We start from the raw sequence: 21,669 nt of genomic DNA, 5'->3' as shown, positions 1-21,669 counted from the left end.
CCATGGAAATCTTCAATAACCTGATGCACGGGTTCTCTGTCGCGTTCGCGCTGGACAACCTGATGTGGGCCATCTTCGGCGTGTTCATGGGCAACCTGATCGGCGTGCTGCCGGGCATGGGCGTGCTGGCCGCCATTTCGATCCTGCTGCCGCTGACCTACACGATGACGCCGACCGCGGCGCTGGTGATGCTGTCCGGCATCTACTACGGCTCGCAATACGGCGGCGGCATCACGTCGATCATGCTGAACCTGCCTGGCACCGCGTCGCATGCCGTGGCGTGTCTGGACGGCAATCCGCTGGCGCGCAACGGCAAGGCCGGCTCGGCGCTCTTCATGCTGATGTTCTCGTCGTTCTGCGGCGCGTCCGTCGGCATCCTGGCGATGATCCTGTTCTCGCCGCTGCTGGTTGACGTCGCGTTCAAGTTCGGTCCGGCCGAGTACTTCTCGATGATGATGCTGGGCCTGCTGGCCGGCGCAACGCTGGCCAAGGGATCGGCGATCAAGGGCGTGGCGATGGTCGTGGTCGGCCTGCTGCTGGGCGTGGTGGGCACGGACGTCAACACGGGCACGATGCGCTTTCACTTCGGCATCCTGGAACTGTCCGACGGCCTGCAGATCGTGGCGCTGGCCATGGGTCTGTTCGGCGTGGCGGACTTCCTGAAGAACATCAATCGCATTGGCAGCGACAGCAAGGTCACGTCGGCGAAGGTGAGCCTGAAGTCCATGCGTCCGGAAGCGGGCGACATCAAGCAATCGCGCGGCGCGCTGGTGCGCGGCACGGCCATCGGCGCGGCGTTCGGCATCCTGCCGGGCACGGGTCCGACCATTGCGTCGTTCATTTCGTACGCGACGGAAAAGAAGGTTGCAAAGGAACCGCGCCGTTTCGGCCGCGGCGCCATCGAAGGCATCGCCGGTCCGGAAGCGGCCACCAGCGCCTCGACGCAGACCAGCTTCATTCCGACCATGAGCCTGGGCATCCCTGGCGATCCGGTCATGGCCCTGATGCTGGGCGCGCTCATCATCCACGGCATCCAGCCGGGTCCGCAGATGATGATCGAACACGCCGATATGTTCTGGGGGCTGATCGCCAGCTTCTGGGTCGGCAACGTGCTGCTGCTGCTCCTGAACCTGCCGCTGATCGGCATGTGGGTGCGCCTGTTGACCGTTCCCTTCCGCTATCTGTTCCCTGCCGCGCTGTTCTTCGTCTGCGTGGGGGTCTACAGCACGAACAACAACCTGTTCGACGTGGGGATGGTGACCTTGTTCGGCGCCGCGGGTTACGCGCTGATCCGGCTGCGGTTTGAACCGGCGCCGCTGCTGTTGGGCTTCGTGCTCGGACCCATGGTGGAAGAGAACTTCCGCCGCGCCCTGCTGCTGTCGCGCGGCGAACTGTCTATCTTCGTGACGCGGCCCATCAGCCTGGGCTTCATCCTGGCGTGCGTGGGACTGATCGCGTTGCTCGCGGTGTCGGCCCTGCGCCAGCGCAAGGCGCGCGAAGCGCTCAAGCACGCGGAGTCTGCTGCGTAATTGCAAGGCAAGTTTCGGGGTAGTGCTGCTTTGGCCGGTCTCGCGAGGACCGGCCTTTTTTTGGCTTATCGCTCAGGCTTACCTGGAACGCCGACCAGGTGCGGCTGGCGTTCTTCAGATCGTCATGCCTTGGCGGCAACGGGAACCCGGAATGGGACGCCCAGCCGATTGAACGCATTCATGGCGGCGATCGCGATCGTGAGGTCGACCAGGTCCTTGGGCGCGAACGCGGCCGACGCGGCGGCGTAGGCTTCGTCCGACGCGTGCGTTTCGCTGACGCGGGTCACTTCCTCGGCCCAGGCCAGCGCGGCGCGTTCCTGGTCGGAGAACAGGTGGTGCACCTCGTCCCACACGGGCACCAGCGTGATCTTCTCGACCGACATGGTTTTGCGCAGGTCACGGCTGTGCAGGTCGATGCAGTGCGCGCAGCCATTGATCTGCGAGACGCGCAAAAACACGAGATGCACGAGTTCCGCCGGAAGCGCCGTGCGCTGTGTGACGTAGTGGTGGATGCCAAAGAGGGCCTTCGCGCCCTCGGGTGCGGCTTCTTGCCAGTTCAAGCGGGTCATTCCAGTTCCTTGCTGCTGTGGTTGATAACCGCAACATTACGCTTGCGGATGCCGACCCAACAGAGCCAAGAATTGGCGTATTGACTGGACCAAGATGGCAGGTACCCCGAGTAGATTGAGCCTGCAGATAGGCCAAGCCCTTTTATGGCGCACGGGTAGCGTCAGGGATCGGGCTTCAGCGATCGGGCGTGGAGATGGGGCCGGTTGGGCCACCGTTGTGCCCATCGATGTGCCCGAGCGGGCGGCCCGGGTCCAGGCGGTCGCGCACGCGCTGCTTCAGGACCTTGGCTTCCGGAAAACCGCCGTCGCGTTTGCGGTCCCAGATCAGATCGCCGTTGTAGGTGATCTGGAAGATGCCGCCGGTGCCGGGCTGCAGCGCCACTTCGCCCAGATCGGCCGAAAAGGTGGAGAGCAGTTCCTGCGCCATCCAGCCGGCGCGCAGCAGCCACTGGCACTGCGTGCAGTAAAGGATGACGATGCGAGGGCGCAAGGCGGACGGATTCATGGGAAAGGCATTCTACGCCAGCCCGGCCACGCACGATCATGGATAATGTCGGGTTTTCCCGGGTCTGCAATGGGCCCAGAGCCTGCAATGAAGTCTGCCTTGACGCCCCGAGGCCAGCGCTGGCTGATCGGTCTTTTGATGGGACTGGTCACGCTCACGCCAATGGCCATCGACATCTATCTGCCCTCCCTGCCCGCCATGGCGCATGCGTTTGACGAGCCCATTGGCGCGCTGCAGGCCAGCATCACCCTGTTCATCTTCGCGGTGGGCGTGGGGCAGATTTTGATCGGCCCGCTAGCCGACCGTTATGGCCGGCGGCCCGTGGCGCTGTGCGGGGCGCTGGCGTATCTGGCGGGCTCCGCGCTGGGCGCGGCGGCAACGTCGCTCGAGGTGTTTTACGCCGCGCGCATCGTGCAGGGCTTGGGCGCGTGTTCGGCGTCGCTGGTGGCGTTTGCCGCCGTGCGCGATTGCTTCAGCCCGGCCGTCGGCGCGCGCGTCTACAGCTACTTGAACGGCGCGCTGTGCACGGTGCCGGCGCTGGCCCCGATGGTGGGCGGCGTATTGGCGTTGCATGCGGGCTGGCGCAGCACGTTCGTGTTCATGGCCGTGTTCGCATTGGCGCTGGCGGCGCTGCTTGCGCTGCGCTTCGAGGAGACGCGGGCCAAGCCGGCGCACCGGCCGGGCGCGCTGTACAGCCTGCCCCGCTATGCGCCCATCGTTGCGAGCGGCCGGTTTCTGTACTTTGCGTGCTTCGGCATGGCGGGCATGGCCATGATCCTGGTGTTCGTGTCGGCCGCGCCCGTCGTGCTCGTGCAACAGCTCGGCTATTCGGAGCTGGGGTTTTCGGCCTGGTTCGGTGGCAATGCGGCGATCAATATTGCGGCGTTCTTCCTGGCGCCTGCGTTCATCGCGCGGTATGGCCGCTACACCATGGTGCGTGTCGGCATGGTGGCCTTACTGCTGGCGTCGGCCCTGCATCTGGGCGCGTGGCTGTGGGCGCCGTTGTCGGCGTGGATCTTCATGCTGCCGGTGGCGGTGCTGACCGTGGGGTTTTCGCTGGCGTTGGGGTCGGGGTTGAGCCTGGCGCTGGAGCCGTTTGCCGACCGGGCGGGCACCGCGGCGGCGGTGTATGGCTTGTTCCAGATGAGCGGGTCGGCGGTGATCGCAACCGTGCTGCTGGATAGCGGAATGGCGCCGCAGGCGGCCATGGCGCTGATTGGCGCGGTGATCGTGGCGCCGTTGCTGCTCTTGTCTCCGGCGCTGGGCCGGCGTCTTGACGCGAGCAACGGCTAGATCAGCCAGCCCAGCGACCAGCCGCTGACGGCGGCCAGCAGCACCACCCACACTGGGGACCAGCGGGCATAGACCAGCAACGCGAACAGCAGCAGTGCAAGGCCGAAGTCGGCCTTGCCGAGAATCGCGCTGGTCCAGACGGGGTCATAGAGCGCGCCGAGCAAAATGCCGACGACGCTGGCATTGACGCCGGCCACCATGTTGCGCACGCCGGGCCGGCGGCGCAGCGTATCCCAGAATGGCAGCGCGGCGGCGAGCAGCAAGGCGCCCGGCACGAAGATGACGCACAGCAGCGCCAGGCCGCCCGCCCAGCCGGACAAGGGCCCGGACGACATGGCGCCCAGGAAGGCCGCGAACGTGAACAACGGGCCGGGCATCGCCTGCGCCGCGCCGTAACCGGCCAGGAAATCGGCGTTGGACACCATCCCGGACGAAACGGATGCAGTTTCCAGCAGCGGCAGCACCACGTGTCCGCCGCCGAAGACCAGTGCGCCGGCGCGGTAGAAGCCGGCAATCTGGCTGGCCAGCGCACCATCCGAAAGCAGCGCCCATAGCGGCAGCCCGGCCATCAAGACGGCGAACAGGCCAAGCGACACCAGGCCCGCCGCGCGCGGCACGCCCGAGGAGGCGTTGGACAGGACAGGCCGGGGCGGCAATTGCAGGAAGGCGGCGCCGACCACCGCACCCAACACGACAGCCGCGATCTGCGCCATCGCAGTCGGCAGCACCACGGTGAGCAACGCGGCGGCCACGGCCATCGCGGCACGCGGCCGGTCAGGACAGAGCGACCTGCCCATGCCCCAGACCGCCTGCGCCACGATGGCGACCGCCGCCACCTTCAGACCGTGGATTGCCGCCGATTCGGACAGCCAGCCATAGTGGGCGAGCCCCATCGCAAAACCGATCAGCGCGAGAGCCGACGGGAGGGTAAACGCAATCCATGCGGCCAGCATGCCGGCCCAGCCAGCCCTGCGCAGGCCGATCGCCATGCCGACCTGACTGCTGGCGGGGCCCGGCAGAAACTGGCACAACGCGACCAGATCGGAAAAGGCGTAGTCGTCGAGCCATCGCCGCCGGTCGACGAATTCAGCGCGGAAGTAGCCCAGGTGCGCCACCGGTCCGCCAAAGGACGTCAAGCCCAGGCGCAGGAACACCAGAAACACTTCAAGGCAGGATCCGCGGCCGGTCTGGGCGCGCGCGCCGGTAGCCGGCTTGCTGTCGACGTGTTCATCGTGGGGGGATGGGTGCGGCATCGGCTCGGGCTTCTTGGGAGTCAGGGCGCCGATTTTTTCGGGCCCCGGTTTCAAGCTTATAGCCGGGCCACGGCCGGGATTCAATCGGATAAATGTCAGGATTTGGCGCTTGCCGCGCCCACCCCGACGCGAATCATGGCCCATACCTAACCTGGGTTCATGACACCCAATGCCAGGCCACTGACGGGCATTGTCCTTGCGCGGGTCACATGAGTTCCAGGATTCGGCCGGCCAGTTGCTCCGCCTGCTCGGCCGACACGATGTTGGTGAAGCTCATGAGCAGGCCTGAGCGCGCATCGGGCGCCGCCGACCAATGCGACAAGGCTTGCGCATACAGGCCATGGCCCAGCATGCGTGACGCCAGCTCGCGGTCGGTCTGGTGGCCTTCCAGGCGCGCCAACAGGTGCATGCCGCCCGGCTGCAGATCGATGCGCAAACGCGAGCCCAGCACATCGGACAACGCTGCCGCCGTGGTGTTGCGCCGTTCGCCATACAGGCGGCGCATGCGCTGGATATGGCGCGCGAAATGGCCTTCGTTGATGAACGATGTCAGCACGGCCTGCGTCAACGCCGGCGCCCCGCCCGCCAGCAGCATGCACAGACGCTCGAAGCGCGACGCCTGCTCTTCGGGCACGACCAGATAGGCAAGCCGCATGCCGGGGAACAGCACCTTGCTGAAGGTGCCTGAATACAGCACACGGCCCTGCCGATCCAGACTTTTCAGTGCCGGCAGCGGGCGGCCGACGTAGCGGTATTCGCCGTCGTAGTCATCCTCCACGATCCAGGCGCTGCTGCGTTCGGCCCAGTCCAACAAGGCCTGGCGTCGGGGCAGCGACAACGACAGGCACAGCGGACTTTGATGGGCGGGCGTCACGACGGCAGCTCTGGCCCGCGGCTCCTGCGCGACGCCCGCCTCCACCACGAGACCTTCGCCGTCCACGCGCACCGGCACGGCCTGCATGCCGGCCTGCGCCAGCAACACCCGCGTGGGTGGATAGCCGGGATCTTCCACCCAGACTGAATCACCGGGCTTGAAGAGCGCCTGCATGATGAGCTGCATGGTGTGGCTGTAGCCCGACGTGATGAACACCTGGCGCGGCGTGCATTCGATGCCGCGCGCGACCTGCAGGTAGGCCGCCGTGGCGGTCCGCAGCCCAAGCAATCCGGCAGGATCCGGGTAGCCGAGGTCCGCCGGCTGCATGCTGCGCAGATGTCGCGCGCCCAGTCGCGCCCAGATTTTGCGCGGAAAGGCGTCGAGCGCGGGCAGCCCCATCTGGAATGGCAGCGGCGCGGCCGGCCGCGGCCAGCGATCTTCCACCGCTTCGGCGGGACGGGCCCGGACCGTCGGCGCCGTGCGCGCGACGGGTTGCAGGTTGGGGGCGACGACGGTGCCCGCTTGGCCGCGCGCCTGGATATACCCTTCCGAGGCGAGCAGCGAGTAGGCGACTTCGATGGTGCCGCGCGCCACGCCAATTTCCTTGGCGAGCGCGCGTGCCGAGGGAATTCGGTCGCCGGGTTTGAGGGTGCCTTCGGCGATGGCGCTTCGGAAGCGCTCGTAGATCTGGCGGTACAGCGGGTTGCCGGCGGCGTCGGTGACGGTTTGCAGACCGTCGGGTGATGCAGGAATCATGGCATAGTCCGTAAGCGCATTTATGGCCCTTCAAATTATGGCATGCGGTTTTTAAGATTCGTACTCACGGTGGGCGTACGTTCAGCGCCCCGACCCTGAGGGACTGATCCATGCACACATCCTCCACTGAGCCGGCATTGCGCCACCTGGAGACCCCGGAAGAATGGCGGGCCTGCCTGCCGCTGATGCGCGAACTGCGTCCGCATCTGGCCCATGCGGATGACTTCGTCCAACGCCTGGCCCGGATGCACCAGACGAACTACCGGCTGCTCGCCGTCATGCGAGACAGCCAGGCGGTGGCGCTGGCGGGATACCGCTATCAGGAAAACCTGATCTACGGGCGGTTCATGTACGTGGACGACCTGGTGGTGGATCCGTCGGCGCGCGGCAGCCGCTGGGGCGCCCGGCTGATCGCCGAACTGGACCGGCTCGCACGAGAGGCGGACTGCGACAAGTTTGTGCTCGATACCGGGCTGAACAATGCGCTGGCGCAACGCTTCTATTTCCGGCAGGGCCTGTTGACCAGTGCCATCCGGTTCAGCAAACCCTTGAAAGGAACTTCCCAATGAGCATTCTTCGAATTCGGTGCAGCCCGCGGGGGCTCGAATCGGAAAGTTATCGCCTGTCTGAGCTGATTCTCGACCGGCTGGCGCAGACGGGGCCTGCCGAAGGCCTGGACATCGTGGAGTTCGACGCCACCACCCTCACCCATGCGGACAGCGACTATGCGGCTGTGCTGGCGGCGCGAGAGGAGCCCGCAGCCGACGGATCGGAAAACGGTTCGCTGCTCGCGTCGGGCGATCTGATCCGGATGCTGGACGAAGCCAGCCACATCGTGCTGGCAACGCCGATGCACAACTTCACCGTGCCCTCCGCCCTGAAAGCATGGCTGGACCATGTGGTCCGGGTTCGCCACACGTTTCACATCACGCCCCAGGGCAAGGTCGGCCTGCTGGCGGACCGGCCGGTGTATGTCGCGATCTCGTCGGGCGGCACGTTCAGCGGTGAAGAGGCACGGCAGCCGGACTTCCTGACGCCGTACCTGCGTCACGTGCTGGCGACCATCGGGCTCAAGCAGGTGACCTTCGTCACGGTGGAAGGCACGGCCCGGGGCCAGGACTTGCTGGAGGCTGCCCGGGCGCGCGCGCAGGCGGCGGTGAACCGCATTGCATTCGAGATTGCCGACGATGCCGTGCCGGCCTGAGCGCATTTACGCTTGCTTGCTTTTTGATGAAGGCGCCGCGCCAACAAGCCCCGAATTTCAGGAGAAGTTCGGGGCTTTTCTTGTCGGGATTTTGCAGAGAATTTCGTCGAGATAATCTCGGCATCGCGCACTGAGGTCGAGTTGCGTCAGCAATCGGCGTTCCTGCGCTCATAAAACAGTGCAGTTAACCCATGAATCAGCCAACTTACAAAAGCAGCCCAATATTCAACATAAAGACGTCTTTTCAATGACTTACGCGAAATAATTAAATGCCTTTCAACAGCCGTATCGAAGCCGCTATTTTGTCCGCAGATTTAAGAATAATTAAAATTCACCGCGTCGCAACATTATCAATTCGCATTAATTCAAACTGAAACACCAGTAACTTCATGTAGGTTTCATACAGAGATAATCCGCAATTATGTCGAATTATCTAGTTACGCTTAACGCAGATTGTTTACAGCCGCGGCCCGCCTTCGCCCCAACACTGGCCCTTATTCAGCGGACGGGACACCAATAACAACCGCCGACTGAATACCTGAAGTTGCAGCATTGCCTTGTCCGTTTGCGGATGGTTGCATGCGAAAACGGGTAAGGCTCCTTCCGTCCCTGGAGCTGACATGACATCTGGCCACCGGCATGGCTATACCCCCGTCCCCCTTTACCTGAACTACGTCTGGCGCATCCTTGCGATGCTGTTGTTGCCCATGCCGGCCGCGCTGGCTTGCACGACCACGGGCACGTCCATCATCTGCAATGACGCGGCCACCCTGCTCGACCCGAATCTGGTCAACAACAGCGGCAACGACGTTTCGGTGCTGGTGACACCGGGTGGGCAATCCGCCGGGCCATTGGTCGGCCTGCCGGGTGCGGCAGCCATCACGTTGACGGGGCGCAACGTGACGCTGACCAATCAGGGTTTGGTCGATCCCACGCTGTCGCTGGCAGCGCTGGGCACGTCGGGCGCCATCATGGGCAGTCCGTCGACCGCGGGCGCGGTGCGCGTGAACAACAGCGGCACCTTGTACGGCGCGGGCCTGTCGGTGCTGGGCCTGCAGGTCCTGAGCACGCTGGACGGAACCGCCCTCTTTCTGCGCAGCAATGCCGCAGGCACCATCAATCTCGACAACTCGGGCACGATCGGCTTGAAGCCCGGACTGCTGTCGCTGTCGCTGCTGAACGCCAGTCCCGTGATTGCCGCCTATGGCGGCGCGCCCATCACCGTGAACAACGCAGCCGGCGGCGTCATCAATGGGCGCGTGGGCCTTGGCCGATCGGCTGCCGGCAACACGTTCGTGAACGCGGGCACGATCAACGGCAGCGTGAGCATGGGGCAGAACAGCACCAACACGTTCACCGCCGTGACCGGATCGACCATTTCAACCGGCGGCGCGGACGTGGGGGTCGACCTGTCCGTGGCGAACCTGGACGTCAGCATCGCGTTGGGCTTTGCCCGCGGCGGCACCGTGGACGGCGGCGCGAACGGCAACAACACGCTGGTGCTGCAGAATCCGGCGGCGACCGGCGTCGGCGGCACCGGCACGGCCAGTGCGGCGGTGTACCGGAACTTCAACAACCTGCGCGTGAACGGCGGCACCTGGACGATCAACGGACAGCTCGTCAGCAACCAGGCCACCTTGAACGGCGGTCTGGTCAACTTCGACAGCAATACCGCATTCGGCACCGGCACGCTGACAGGCGCCGGCGGCGCCATCTCGCCGACCACGCCGGGCTTGTCGCTGGCCAACGCAATTGCGCTCAACGCGGGCGGATTGGGCGTTCAGGGCGCAAACGCGCTGACGCTGGCGGGCCCCATTTCAGGCCCTGGCGTGCTGGACAAGTCCGGCACGGGCACCCTGACGCTCAACGGCACGAACACGCACCTTGGCGGCGTACGGCTGGGCGCAGGCAGCCTGTCGCTGGGCGGCAACAGCGCCCTTGGACTGGGCAATCTGGTCGTGTACGGCGCGTCGTCGCTGCTGCCCGGCAGCGCCACGAACCTGAACAACAACATCGTGCTGGATGCCGATCTTGCCTTGGCCAACGCGTCTCCACTCACGCTGTCGGGTGCGTTGTCTGGCAATTCGGCGCTGGTCAAGAGCGGCGCCGGCGTCCTGACGCTGACCGGTGCGAATTCGCATGGCGCAACGCGCCTGAATGCCGGTGGACTGATCGTGGGCAACAATGCCGCCCTCGGCGCGGGGCCGCTTACGGTCAACGGCGCATCGACGTTGGCGTCATCCGCCAGTGTCGCGCTGCAGAACGCGATCGTGCTGAACAACGCGCTGACGCTCAACGGCGCGGAAACGCTGACGCTGAACGGGCCGATCAGTGCGGCCGGTTCACTGGTGAAGACCGGTTCGGGCGTGTTGAACCTGAACGGGGCCAACACCTATGCCGGCGGCACCACGCTGGCCGGCGGGACGGTCAACGTGGGCGCGTCCGGCGCGCTCGGGACCGGCGCGGTCAGCGTCAGCGGCGCCACCACGCTTGCCGGTTCGGGCGTGGCGCTGGGCAACAACTTTGCGCTGGGCAACGTGCTGACCGTGGCCGGCAACAACAACCTCACGCTCAATGGCACGCTGTCCGGCGCGGGCGGCACACTGGTGAAGACGGGGACCGGCGTCCTTACACTGAACGCCACGAACAGCTTCGGTGGCGGCACGCTTGCGGCGGGGACAGTCGTCGCGGGCGCTAACGACGCGCTGGGGACCGGCTTGATCAACGTGACCGGCGCGACCACCGTGGACAGCGCCTCGCCCGTCAGCCTGGGCAACCAGTTCGTGCTGGGCGACCGGCTCACCATCGGCGGCAGCCAGGCGCTGACGCTGGCCGGCGCGCTGTCGGGCGGCGGGACGCTGGTCAAGAACGGCAACGCCGACCTGACCCTGTCGGCCGCCAACGCGCACACCGGCGGTGTCCTGCTCAATGCGGGCCAACTGACGCTCACGAACGCGCAAGGCCTTGGCGACGGCCTTCTGGACGTCCAAGGACCGGCGACGCTGGCCGCCGGCAACCTGACCGTTTCCAACAACGTGCGCCTGGGCGACACGTTGGGCATCGCCACTGGCGGACAGGCGCTGAACCTGTCGGGCAACCTCTCCGGCGCCGGCGCTATCGCGTTGAACGATGCCGGCACGTTGACACTGGCCGGCAACAACACGCACGGCGGCGGCGTCCTGTTGAACGCGGGCACGCTGATTGCCGGGAGCGATACCGCGCTGGGCAGCGGCACACTGGCTGTCGGCGGCAACGCCGCGCTTCAAAGCTCCGAGGCGCGCAGCTTCGTCAACAACGTCGCGTTGACGGGTAACCTGACCGTCAACGGCGCGAACGACATCGGACTGGCCGGTGCGATCACGGGCCCCGGCCGTCTGGTGATGGACGGCCCGGGCACGCTGACGCTTACGGGCGCCAACACCCACGCCGGCACGACCATCGCAAGCGGAACGGTCCAGGCCGGCGCGGGCAGCCTGGGCGCGAGCGTGCTGAACGATTCCAAGCTCGTGATTGCCCAGGGCGTGGATGGCGCCTATGGCGGCGCGATCAGCGGTTCAGGCAGCGTCGACGTGGCGGCCAGCGGACAGACGCTGGTACTGAGCGGGACCAACACGTTCACCGGCGGGTTGAACCTGCTGTCCGGCACGGTGGAAACGCGCGGCGGACAGGCGCTGGCTGACAGCCTTGCCGTGAACTTGGGCGGCGGCACCGTGCTGCGGCTGGCGGACAGCGAAACGTTCGGATCCCTCGCCGGCACGGGACAGCTGGACCTCGGCGCGGGTGCGACGGTGCAGATGGGCCAGGACAACGCGGATTCGATTTTCGGTGGCGCACTGTCCGGCGCGGGCAACGTCATCAAGAACGGCACCGGCACGCTGACGCTGGCCGGCAACAGCACGCAAAGCGGCGCGTTCGATGTCGCGGCGGGCGCATTGAACATGAACGGCAGCCTGGCCAGTTCGCAGGTGAACGTGGGCGCGGGCGCCACGCTTGCCGGTTCCGGCGTTCTTAGCGGTTTGAAGACGGTCGCCTCCGGCGGCGCGCTGTCGGCCACGTCCGGCCAGACGCTGACGCTGGGCGGCCTGACGCTGAACCAAGGGTCGCAATTCAACGTGGCGCTGGGCGCGCCGCCGGCCACGCCGCAGACGCTGGTTCAGGTCAATGGCAACGTGACGCTGGACGGCGACCTGAACGTCACCGACAAGGGCGGCTTCGGCGAAGGCGTCTACCGGTTGATCACCTACACCGGCCAGCTCACGGACAATGGGCTCGCGCTCGGCTCCCTGCCGCCGGGCACGGTGCCGTCGAATCTGCAGATCCAGACCGCGGTGAACCAGCAGGTGAACCTGGTGGTGCAGACCAGCGACAGCAGCGTGCAGTTCTGGAATGGCCCCAAGCAGCTCGCGGATGGCACGTTGGCGGGCGGCGCGGGTACGTGGCAGGCGGGCTCGACGAACTGGACCAATCAGGCGGGGCTTCTGAGCCAGAGCTGGGCTGGCAACTACGCCGTTTTTGGCGGCACGTCGGGTGGCGTGGTCACCGTGGCCGGCGAGCAGGCCGTGACGGGCATGCAGTTCTTCACCGATGGGTACACGCTGCAGGACGGCGCTATCCGTCTGGCAGCAGGTCCGAACACGTTCCGCGTCGATCCCACGCTGACGGGAACGGTGAACAGCGTCATCCGTGGCGCCGGCACGCTGAACAAGCGCGACCAGGGCACGCTGGTGCTGGGCGGCACAAACGAATACACGGGCGGCACGCAGATCAGCGAAGGCGTGTTGCAAGTCAGCGCCGACAGCAACCTGGGTGCGGCGGGCACGGCCCTCAACTTTGCTGGCGGCACGTTGCGCGTGACCGGCACGGGCTACACCGGCACCACGCGCGCCATTGATATCGGCGCGGGCGCGGGCTTTGATATTGCCGATGCGGGCAATGTGTTCACGTTGAACCAGACGCTCTCGGGCGCGGGCCGCATCACCAAGTCGGGCGCCGGCACGCTGGCGCTGGGCGGCGACAACAGCGGCATCGGCGGCGTGACGCTGGCGGCCGGCACGATCGCCGCGGGAAGCAATACCGCGCTGGGCTCGGGCGTGCTCAACGTCACCGGGACAAGCGCGCTGAACACGACGGCCGCCGTGACGTTGGCCAACGACGTGGCGATTGCCCCGGGCGCGACGCTGACCAACCCGGGCACGAACGACCTGACGCTCACCGGCCTGGTGTCGGGCGCGGACGGCGCGCTGGCGAAGGCGGGACCCGCCACGCTGACGCTCACCGGCAACAACACCTATGGCGGCGGCACGACCATGACGGGCGGCGCAATCCGCGTCGGTAGCGACAGCGCGCTCGGCACGGGCGCGCTGAATGTCGCGGGCACCTCCAGCCTGCTGACCGACGGCACGGTTGCGCTGAACAACGCCATCGCACTGGGCGCGGCCCTGACGACAGGCGGTGCGGGCGATCTGACGCTGAACAACGCGATCACGGGCGCGGGCTCACTCATCAAGTCGGGTGCGGGAACGCTCACGCTCAACGGCGTGAACGCGCACGGCGCGACGCAGCTGGACAGCGGTCGTCTCGTGCTGGGCAACGATGCCGCGCTGGGCGCGGGCCCGTTGGCCGTCACGGCCGACGCGGCGCTGGACAGCACGGCCGGCCTGACGCTGAGCAATGACATCAATGTGGGCGCCGGCGCGGATCTGACACTGGCGCAATCGCAGGACGCCACGCTGCTCGGCACCGTCGGCGGCGACGGCGGCCTGATTGCCGCCGGCGCGGGGACGACGCTGACCCTGGCAGGCGCCAACGCGTACGCAGGCGGCACGCAGTTGAACGGCGGCAACGTGCGCGTCGGGCAGGACGGCTCGCTCGGCACGGGCGCCCTCCTCGTCAACGCCGACGCCGCCCTGTCCGGCGTGACGGGCGGTCCGGCGCTCAACCTCATCAACGACACGACGCTGGCTGCGGCATTGACCGTAACCGGCGACCGCGACATCACGCTGAACGGTCTGATCGACGGCGCGGGCGCACTGACCAAGTCGGGCGCCTCGACGCTGACGCTGGCCGGCGCGAACACGTACGCCGGTGGCACCACGCTCACGGCGGGGGCCTTGCGCCTGGGTGACGACGCGGCGCTCGGCACTGGGGACCTTACGGTGAACGGCGCGGCCACACTCGGTTCGAGCCAAGCGGTGACGCTGGCCAACAACGTGGTCCTGGGTAAGGCGTTGAACCTGGACACGACCAATGGATTGCGCTTTGACGGCGAGATTTCCGGGGCGGGCGGTCTGACCGCGGCCGGGGCAGGAGCACTGACGCTGGCCGGCGCCAACACCTACGCGGGCGGAACGCAAATCGACGGCGGCGCGCTGCAGGTGGGCAGCGATACGTCGCTGGGCAGCGGCGCGCTGACAGTGGGCGGCGCAGCCACGCTGCAGGCGCTCACCACGCCGGTGACGCTGGCCAACGCCGTCGCGCTGGACGGAGGCCCGTTGGAAGTTTCAGGCGCGCAGGACGTAACGCTGACGGGCACCGTGTCCGGCGCGGGCGGACTGAGCAAGCTGGGCGCCAACACGCTGACGTTGACGGGCGACAACACCTACGAGGGCGGGACGACGCTGGCGCAGGGCCTCATCGTGGCGGGATCGGATCAGGCGCTGGGCACGGGCGCCCTCACGGTCACGGGCGATGCCGCGCTTGACGCCGCGACGGCCACGACGCTGGGCAACGAGATTGCGCTGACCGGCGGCGACCTGACCGTGAACGGCGGCCAGGATTTGACCTTGACCGGCGCCATCGCCGGCGGCAACGCCCTCATCAAGAATGGCGCTGCGACGCTGACACTGTCCGGCGACAACGGTTACGCCGGCGGCACGACGCTGTCGGCCGGCACGTTGGTCGCGGGCAGCAGCACGGCCCTCGGCACCGGCGCGCTGGACGTGACCGGCGCCGCGACGTTGTCGGCGGCCGATGGCGTGACGCTGGCCAACGCAGTAGCGCTGGGCAGCACTTTGACCGTGGACGGCGCGGGCAACTGGACCCTCGGCGGCGACATCACCGGCAACGGGGCGCTGGTCAAGACCGGCGCGGGCACGCTGACGCTGGCCGGAAGCAATGGGTACGCCGGCGGCACGCAGCTCCAGGCCGGCGCGATCACGGGCGACACAGACAGCATCACTGGATCGGTCGCCGCCAGCGCGGGCACCACCCTCACCTTCGATCAGGCCGCTGCCGGGACTTATGCCGGCGCGCTGAGCGGCGCGGGCAACCTGGAAAAGGCGGGCATCGGCACGCTGACCCTTGCCGGCAGCAATGCGCTGACAGGCGGTGTCGGCGTCGCGCAAGGCACGCTGGTCACGCAGGGCAACAACCTCCTCACCTCCGCCTCCGGCGTGCGCATCGACAACGGCGCCGCGCTGCAACTGACGGGCGCCGAGTCCATCGCATCCCTGTCCGGGGCGGGCAGACTGCAGGTGGACGGCAGCCTGGGGTTGGGCGGCGCAACCGATAGCGTCTTCGGCGGCGACCTCGCGGGCGCGGGCGCCATCGCCAAGACCGGCGCGGGCTCGCTGGCGCTCAACGGCAACAGCAGCCACACCGGCGTCTTCAACATCGACGGCGGCACGGTGAACCTGGGCGGCATGCTGGCCAGCAACACGGTCAACGTCAATGGCCCTGCGACCACCCTGACCGGCACCGGCACGGCCAACGGCAACGTCAATGTGAACAGCGGCGGGCGGATTGCGGTGAGTTCAGCCTCGCCGGGCGCGCTGACGCTGGGATCGTTGACGCTGGACAACGCGTCGTTCATCGACGCACAACTGGGCGCGCCCAACGCCGGCAGCCTCATCAACGTGCACGGCAACGTCGACCTGAACGGCACGCTGAACATCGACGGCACGCCTGACTTTGGCGTCGGCGTGTATCGCATCATTGCGTACTCGGGCGCGGCGACCTCGCTGAACCTGGCGCTGGGGGCCCTGCCGCCGGGCGTCATCACGCTTCAGACCAACGTGGCCGGCCAGGTGAATGTGCTGAACGAAAACCAGGCCGGCGATATCCAGTTCTGGCAAGGCGGCACGGGCACGTGGGACGCCGCCACGCAGAACTGGGCCGACGTCAACGGCACGCCCGGCACGTGGAACAGCCGCTATGGCGTCTTCGAGGGCACGGCCGGCACCGTCACACTCGCTGGCGCGCAGGGCTTCCAGGGCCTGCAGTTCTCGACCGACGGCTATACGCTGACCGGCGACGCGCTGAACGCGCTGCCCGATGCCAGTGGCGTGGCCACCTTGCGCGTCGAACCGTCGGCGACGGCGACGCTGGACACGACCCTGCAGGGCACAGCCACCATCGCCAAGCGCGATGGCGGCACGCTGGTCTTCACGCAGGCCAACACCTATGTCGGCGACACGCGGCTGGAAGGCGGCGTGCTGGAGATCAGCGCGGACAACCAGTTGGGCAACGCGGCCAATCGCGTGGTGTTCGACGGCGGCACGTTGCGCTATGCGAACGCCGCGCCTGGCACGACCGCGCGCGAGCTTGCGCTGGAAGGCGCTGGCGCCATCGATGTGACGCAGGGCGCGTACACCGCGGCCGGCACGATATCGGGCGCGGACCCCACCGCCACGCTGACCAAGACGGGCGCGGGAACGCTGGTGCTTGCGGGCGCCAACACCTACGCGGGCGGTACGCTGCTGCAGAACGGCGAGATCAAGGTCGCCACGAACACGGCGCTTGGCACCGGCCTCTTCACGGCGGCCGACGGCACCACCTTGTCCAACGACGTTGCGGTTGCCCTGGCAAACGATGTGACCTTGCTGGGCGGTGTCACGGTGGCGAATGGCGCGGACATGGCGCTGTCCGGCGATGTCTCGGGCGCGGGTGGCATCATCAAAACCGGTCCCGGCACGCTGACGCTGGCGGGCGCGAATTCCTATGAAGGCGGCACGCAGTTGAACGGCGGGCAGATCACCGTGGGCAGTGCAGGCGCCCTGGGAACCGGCACGCTCACCGCGGCCGACGGCACGGCGCTGGACGCGTCGGCGGCCGTGGCGCTGGCGAACGATGTGCAACTGAATGGCGCGCTGACCTTGCCGGGCAGCGCGGCGCTCACGCTGGACGGCGACATCGCCGGGCCGGGAAGCCTCGTCAAGAACGGCACGGACACGCTGACGCTGAACGGCGGCAACAGCTTCCAGGGCGGCGTGGCGCTCAACGGCGGCACGCTTGCACTGGGCAGCGACACGGCGCTGGGCGTGGGACGGCTGACGGCGGCCGATGGCACGACGCTGTCTGCCAGCGTGCCGGTCAATGCTGCCAACGCGATTACGCTGGCCGGCGCCACGACGCTCACCGGTGCCGACCTCGGCCTGTCCGGCGACATCGATGGCGCGGGCGGCCTGGTGAAGAATGGCGCGGGCCTGTTGACCCTGTCGGGCGGCAACAGCTATCTGGGCGGCACACAACTCAACGCCGGCACGCTGGCCATCGGCAGCAACACGGCCTTGGGCACAGGCGTGCTGACTGCGGCGGCCGGCACCACGCTGCTGGGTCAGGGCGTGTCGCTGACCAACAATGTCGAGCTCCAAGGCCCGGTCACGGTGGGCGGCGCGGGCGACCTGGCGCTGAACGGCGTCGTGTCGGGCACGGGTCCGCTGACCAAGGACGGCACGTCGACACTGATGCTGGGTAACGCCAACACCTATGACGGTGGCACGGTGTTGGCCGGCGGGACGATCGTCGCGGGCAACAATGCCGCGCTGGGCACCGGCGACCTGACCGTTGCGGGCTCCGGCACGCTGCAGGCCGGTGCGCCGGGCATCGCGCTGGGCAACGACATCGGGCTGGGCGCCCCATTGACGGTGTCCGGTCCCAACGACCTGACGCTGGCCGGCAACATCACGGGCGCAGGCAGTCTCGTCAAGACGGACGGCTCGACCCTGACGCTGACGGGTCAGAACCAGTACACGGGCGGCACGACGCTCGCCGGCGGCACGCTGGTCGGCGACACCAGCAGCCTTACCGGCAACATCGCCACCTCGACCGGCACGTCCGTGGTGTTCAACCAGCCTCCGGGCAGCGGCACGTACGCCGGCGCCATCACCGGCGGCGGTGGACTGGTCAAGGACGGCGCGGGCACGGTCACGCTGACCGGACCCAACGGCTACACGGGCGGCACGGTGATCAACGCCGGCACGCTGGCCGGCAACGCCACCAGCCTGCAAGGCAACATCACCGTGGTGGACGGCAGCGCCATCGTGTTCAATCAGAATGGCACGGACGGCACCTACGCCGGCAACATCAACACCGCCGGCAACAACACGGGCACCTTGACCAAGGACGGCGACGCCTCGCTGACCCTGACCGGCAACAACAACGTCGGCGGCGGCACCACCGTCAACAACGGCACGCTGCTTGTCGACGGCACGCTGACCGGCGGCTCCGTCACGATCAATCCGGGCGGCAATCTGGGCGGCTCGGGTTCGGTGGTAGCGGACGTGGAACTGGAGGACAACGCGCGTCTCGTTGCGGGCACCCCCGGCAATCCGATCTCGTTTGCGCGCAGCCTGGCGTTGTCCAACGGCACGCAACTCGACTTCACGCTGGGCACACCCAACTCCGCGACGACCGCGGTGACCGTGGCGCAGAACCTGCGGCTGGATGGCGTGCTGAACATCACGGATGGCGGAAACCTGGGCACGGGCGTCTACCGCCTGTTCGCCTACGGCGGCACGCTGACCGACAACGGTGTGCAGTTCGGCGCCCTGCCCTCCAGCCTGACCACTGCCGACCTCACGCTGCAGAACCAGCCCAACCAGATCAATCTGGTGCTGCAAACGCAACCGGGCGAGATCCAGTTCTGGAACGGCGCGAAGACCACGCCCGATGGCATCATCGCGGGCGGCGCGGGCACCTGGAACGCCACGGCCACCAACTGGACGGACACGGCCGGCACCAGCGCCGACCCGTGGAACGGCAAGTACGCGGCTTTCTCGGGCGTTGCCGGCACGGTCACGGTCGACGGCACGCAAAACGTGACCGGCCTGCAGTTCCTGACCGACGGCTACACGCTGCAAGCCGGCACGGCCGGCGCCATCGCGATCGCACAGGCGCAGACGCCGGTGCGCGTGGAGAACGGCGCCACCGCCACCATTGACGCACCCATCACCGGCGCGGGCGGGATCGAGAAGCTGAACGGCGGCACGCTGGTGCTTGGCGGCGTCAACACCTACACCGGCAATACCGCCATCCGCAGCGGCGTTCTGGAAGTCAGCGCCGACAACCAGCTGGGCAACGGCGGTGCAGTGTCCATCGATGGCGGCACGCTGCGCATCGCGGACGCGGCCTTTGCCACGACCGCGCGCAACATCTCTCTGGATGGCGCGGGCGGCGGCATCGATGTCGTCGCCGCCGGCCAGACCTTCACGCTGAACCAGCCAATCAACGGCACGGGTGCGCTTGCCAAGCTGGGCGACGGCACCCTGGTGTTGAACGGCGCCAACGGCTACACCGGTGGCACCGTGATCGCCGGGGGCACGCTCGAAGGCAACAGCGCCAGCATCGGCGGCGCGGTCAGCACGGCGGCCGGGACCACGCTGCGCGTGAACCAGGCGGCCGACGGCGTGCTGGCCGGCCCCGTCAGCGGCGAGGGCCAACTGGTGAAGGAAGGCGCCGGCGCGCTGACGCTGGCCGGCGTGTCCACCTACAGCGGCGGCACGCAGGTCAACGCGGGCACGCTCATCGGCGACACGTCCAGCCTGCAAGGCGCCATCGCCAACAACGCGGCGCTCGTCTTCAACCAGGGCGCGGACGGCGTGTTCGACGGCACGCTGTCGGGCGCGGGCAGCCTCGTCAAGCAAGGCGGCGGCACGCTGACCATCGATGGCGACCACACCTACACCGGCAACGCCACCATTGCGGCGGGCACGGTGCTGCTTGGCAGCGCTCAAGCGCCCGCCACGCTGCCCGCGTCGGTGCAGGTCAATCCGGGCGCCACGCTGGCCGGCAACGGCACCATCGCCGGGCTTAGCAACGCGGGTACGGTCGTAAGTTCGCCCGCAGCGGGCGGCGGGTTGAAGGTCAGCGACGACTTCAGCAACGCCGCGGGCGCCACGCTCGCGGTCAACGTGGGACCGGCCGGGGCGACCAATCTGCACGTGGCCGGGACCGCCACGCTGGACGGGGCGCTGCAGGTGACCAACACCACCCCGATCACCCAGGAAAGCGCCTACACGGTGCTGACGGCGGACCAGGGCGTGCAAGGCACCTTCGCCACGACCTCCCTGCCCCAGCTCGCGTTCCTGGATGGCGCGGTGGTCTACGACCCCAACAACGTCACCGTGACGTTCGAGCGCAACGACACCGGCTTCGAGTCGGTCACGGACACGCCGAACCAGAGCGCCGTGGCGCAAGCGCTGGAGCAGATCGACCCGGGTTCCCCGCTCTACTCGGCGATCCTGGGGTTGAGCGAGGGCGAGGCACCCGAGGCCTTCAAGCAGTTGTCAGGCGACAGCCACGCCTCGCTGTCATCGGCGATTGTGCGCAGTTCGGAATCGGTGCGGACCCTGCCGCTGAACCACCTGCGTGACAGCCTGCGCAGCGAAGGCCGCACCGATGCCGGGGCGTGCGGCGAACAGGGCCGCAGCGCAGGCGGCTACGCCGAGCGCTTCTCGTGCCAGCGCAACGTGTGGACCGAAGTGCTGGGCAACTGGCAAAGCCAGGATGGCGACGGCAATGCGCCCAGCTACCGCCAGCGCACCGGCGGCGTGCTGGCCGGCGGCGACATCCGGGTTGGTGACGGCTGGCGCGTGGGCGTGGCGCTGGGCTACCAGGACAGCACGATCTGGCAGGACAGCCGCAACGCCAAGGCCGACGTCGACAGCTACAGCGTCACGCTGTTCGGCGGCAAGACGTTCGTCCAGCCCAGCGGCAACGCGTGGAACGTCATGGCCGGCGCGTCGTATAGCTGGCAGGACATCGAGACGAAGCGCAATCTGGCCATCGGCGGCGCAAGCCAGGAGCTGAAAGCGGATTACCGCGGCAACACCACGCAGATCTTCGGTGAGCTGGGCTACGCCATGCCGGTTGCGCCCAACGCGACGGTCGAACCCTTTGTCGGCGCGGCGTGGATCAAGCAGCGCATGGGCGGGTTCTCGGAAGACGGCGGCTCCGCGGCCCTGTCGGCGGACAGCCAGAGCAACGACATCACGACCACCACCGTCGGCTTGCGCGGGAACCTCGACACGCAGATCGCGGGCGCGCCCGCCCGCCTGCGCGCCACGCTCGGTTGGCGCCACGCCATGGGAGACGTGGACCCCGACCGCACGATGGCCTTCGGCTCGGGGCCGGCGTTCACGGTGGCGGGCACGCCCATCGCCCGCAACGCCGCAGTGGCTGAAGTGGGTGCGGAAGTGGCCGTGTCGAAGAATGCCGCGATTGGCCTGAGCTACCAAGGCCAGTTCGGCAACGGCAGCCGCGAGAATGCGGGCTTCCTGAACGTGCGCTGGAACTTCTGACGCACGCGGCGCCATCCGGCTGGTATCCGGATGGCGCCTGTCCAACCCGCTCGCGGCCGAGGGCGCAATGCCTTCAGGCGATCCGTTTGGGCCGCATTGACACCCTTGATTTAGGCGCTTTACGCTAGCCCGCACTCGTGGTCCAACCGGGCGTGGTTCTGCCCTGGCG

General features: G+C 67.6%; 9 protein-coding genes. 5 read left to right on the top strand and 4 right to left on the bottom strand.

All coding sequences use genetic code 11. From position 1 onward, the window contains the following. Positions 1 to 2 precede the first annotated feature (2 nt). A complete protein-coding gene (locus CLM73_RS13845) occupies positions 3 to 1,529 on the top strand; it encodes a tripartite tricarboxylate transporter permease (RefSeq protein WP_105238914.1) in 1,527 nt (508 codons plus the stop codon). 122 nt (positions 1,530 to 1,651) lie between these two features. Here the strand turns inward: CLM73_RS13845 and CLM73_RS13840 are convergent, their stop codons facing one another. Together CLM73_RS13840 and CLM73_RS13835 are read right to left on the bottom strand one after the other, a co-directional pair. Then, positions 1,652 to 2,098: a carboxymuconolactone decarboxylase family protein gene (locus tag CLM73_RS13840; RefSeq protein ID WP_105238913.1), complete on the bottom strand. Its 447-nt coding sequence runs from the start codon at positions 2,096 to 2,098 to the stop codon at positions 1,652 to 1,654. A 175-nt stretch (positions 2,099 to 2,273) separates the two neighbouring features. Next, a complete protein-coding gene (locus CLM73_RS13835) occupies positions 2,274 to 2,603 on the bottom strand; it encodes a SelT/SelW/SelH family protein (RefSeq protein WP_105238912.1) in 330 nt (109 codons plus the stop codon). An 87-nt stretch (positions 2,604 to 2,690) separates the two neighbouring features. Between CLM73_RS13835 and CLM73_RS13830 the strand changes: the two genes are divergently transcribed. Further along, on the top strand, positions 2,691 to 3,896 hold the full coding sequence (locus CLM73_RS13830; RefSeq protein WP_105238911.1) for a multidrug effflux MFS transporter: 1,206 nt from the start codon (positions 2,691 to 2,693) through the stop codon (positions 3,894 to 3,896). On the opposite strand, the gene chrA is transcribed toward CLM73_RS13830, so the two are convergent. Then, positions 3,893 to 5,149 (bottom strand): chromate efflux transporter, encoded by a 1,257-nt coding sequence (chrA, locus tag CLM73_RS13825; protein ID WP_105241515.1) that lies wholly within the window; start codon positions 5,147 to 5,149, stop codon positions 3,893 to 3,895. The genes CLM73_RS13830 and chrA overlap by 4 nt on opposite strands. 205 nt (positions 5,150 to 5,354) lie before the next feature. Next, on the bottom strand, positions 5,355 to 6,779 hold the full coding sequence (locus CLM73_RS13820) for a PLP-dependent aminotransferase family protein (protein WP_105238910.1): 1,425 nt from the start codon (positions 6,777 to 6,779) through the stop codon (positions 5,355 to 5,357). A 110-nt stretch (positions 6,780 to 6,889) separates the two neighbouring features. Here CLM73_RS13820 and CLM73_RS13815 point away from each other — a divergent pair, with 110 nt between their 5' ends. The 3 genes from CLM73_RS13815 to CLM73_RS29345 all read left to right on the top strand — a co-directional run bounded on the left by CLM73_RS13815 (position 6,890) and on the right by CLM73_RS29345 (position 21,500). Beyond that, positions 6,890 to 7,348, top strand: a complete 459-nt coding sequence (locus tag CLM73_RS13815) for a GNAT family N-acetyltransferase (RefSeq protein WP_105238909.1) — start codon at positions 6,890 to 6,892, stop codon at positions 7,346 to 7,348. After that, positions 7,345 to 7,983 (top strand): FMN-dependent NADH-azoreductase, encoded by a 639-nt coding sequence (locus tag CLM73_RS13810; RefSeq protein WP_105238908.1) that lies wholly within the window; start codon positions 7,345 to 7,347, stop codon positions 7,981 to 7,983. The genes CLM73_RS13815 and CLM73_RS13810 overlap by 4 nt, the downstream gene beginning before the upstream one ends. 620 nt (positions 7,984 to 8,603) lie before the next feature. Then, complete coding sequence (locus tag CLM73_RS29345) at positions 8,604 to 21,500, top strand: autotransporter-associated beta strand repeat-containing protein (protein WP_325048265.1); 12,897 nt, start codon at positions 8,604 to 8,606, stop codon at positions 21,498 to 21,500. The last annotated feature ends 169 nt before the right edge of the window (positions 21,501 to 21,669 follow it).

Origin of the sequence: Achromobacter spanius (genome assembly GCF_002966795.1) — a bacterium.
Classification (GTDB): domain Bacteria; phylum Pseudomonadota; class Gammaproteobacteria; order Burkholderiales; family Burkholderiaceae_B; genus Achromobacter; species Achromobacter spanius_D.
This window is presented reverse-complemented; position numbering and strand designations above follow the sequence as displayed.

Bases quoted from the DNA above. Each gene is read 5' to 3' on its own strand.
- CLM73_RS13810 (WP_105238908.1), top strand. From the start codon at position 7,345: ATGAGCATTCTTCGAATTCGGTGCAGCCCGCGGGGGCTCGAATCGGAA.
- CLM73_RS13820 (WP_105238910.1), bottom strand. From the start codon at position 6,779: ATGATTCCTGCATCACCCGACGGTCTGCAAACCGTCACCGACGCCGCC.
- chrA (WP_105241515.1), bottom strand. From the start codon at position 5,149: ATGCCGCACCCATCCCCCCACGATGAACACGTCGACAGCAAGCCGGCT.
- CLM73_RS13835 (WP_105238912.1), bottom strand. From the start codon at position 2,603: ATGAATCCGTCCGCCTTGCGCCCTCGCATCGTCATCCTTTACTGCACG.
- CLM73_RS13815 (WP_105238909.1), top strand. From the start codon at position 6,890: ATGCACACATCCTCCACTGAGCCGGCATTGCGCCACCTGGAGACCCCG.
- CLM73_RS13845 (WP_105238914.1), top strand. From the start codon at position 3: ATGGAAATCTTCAATAACCTGATGCACGGGTTCTCTGTCGCGTTCGCG.
- CLM73_RS13830 (WP_105238911.1), top strand. From the start codon at position 2,691: ATGAAGTCTGCCTTGACGCCCCGAGGCCAGCGCTGGCTGATCGGTCTT.
- CLM73_RS29345 (WP_325048265.1), top strand. From the start codon at position 8,604: ATGACATCTGGCCACCGGCATGGCTATACCCCCGTCCCCCTTTACCTG.
- CLM73_RS13840 (WP_105238913.1), bottom strand. From the start codon at position 2,098: ATGACCCGCTTGAACTGGCAAGAAGCCGCACCCGAGGGCGCGAAGGCC.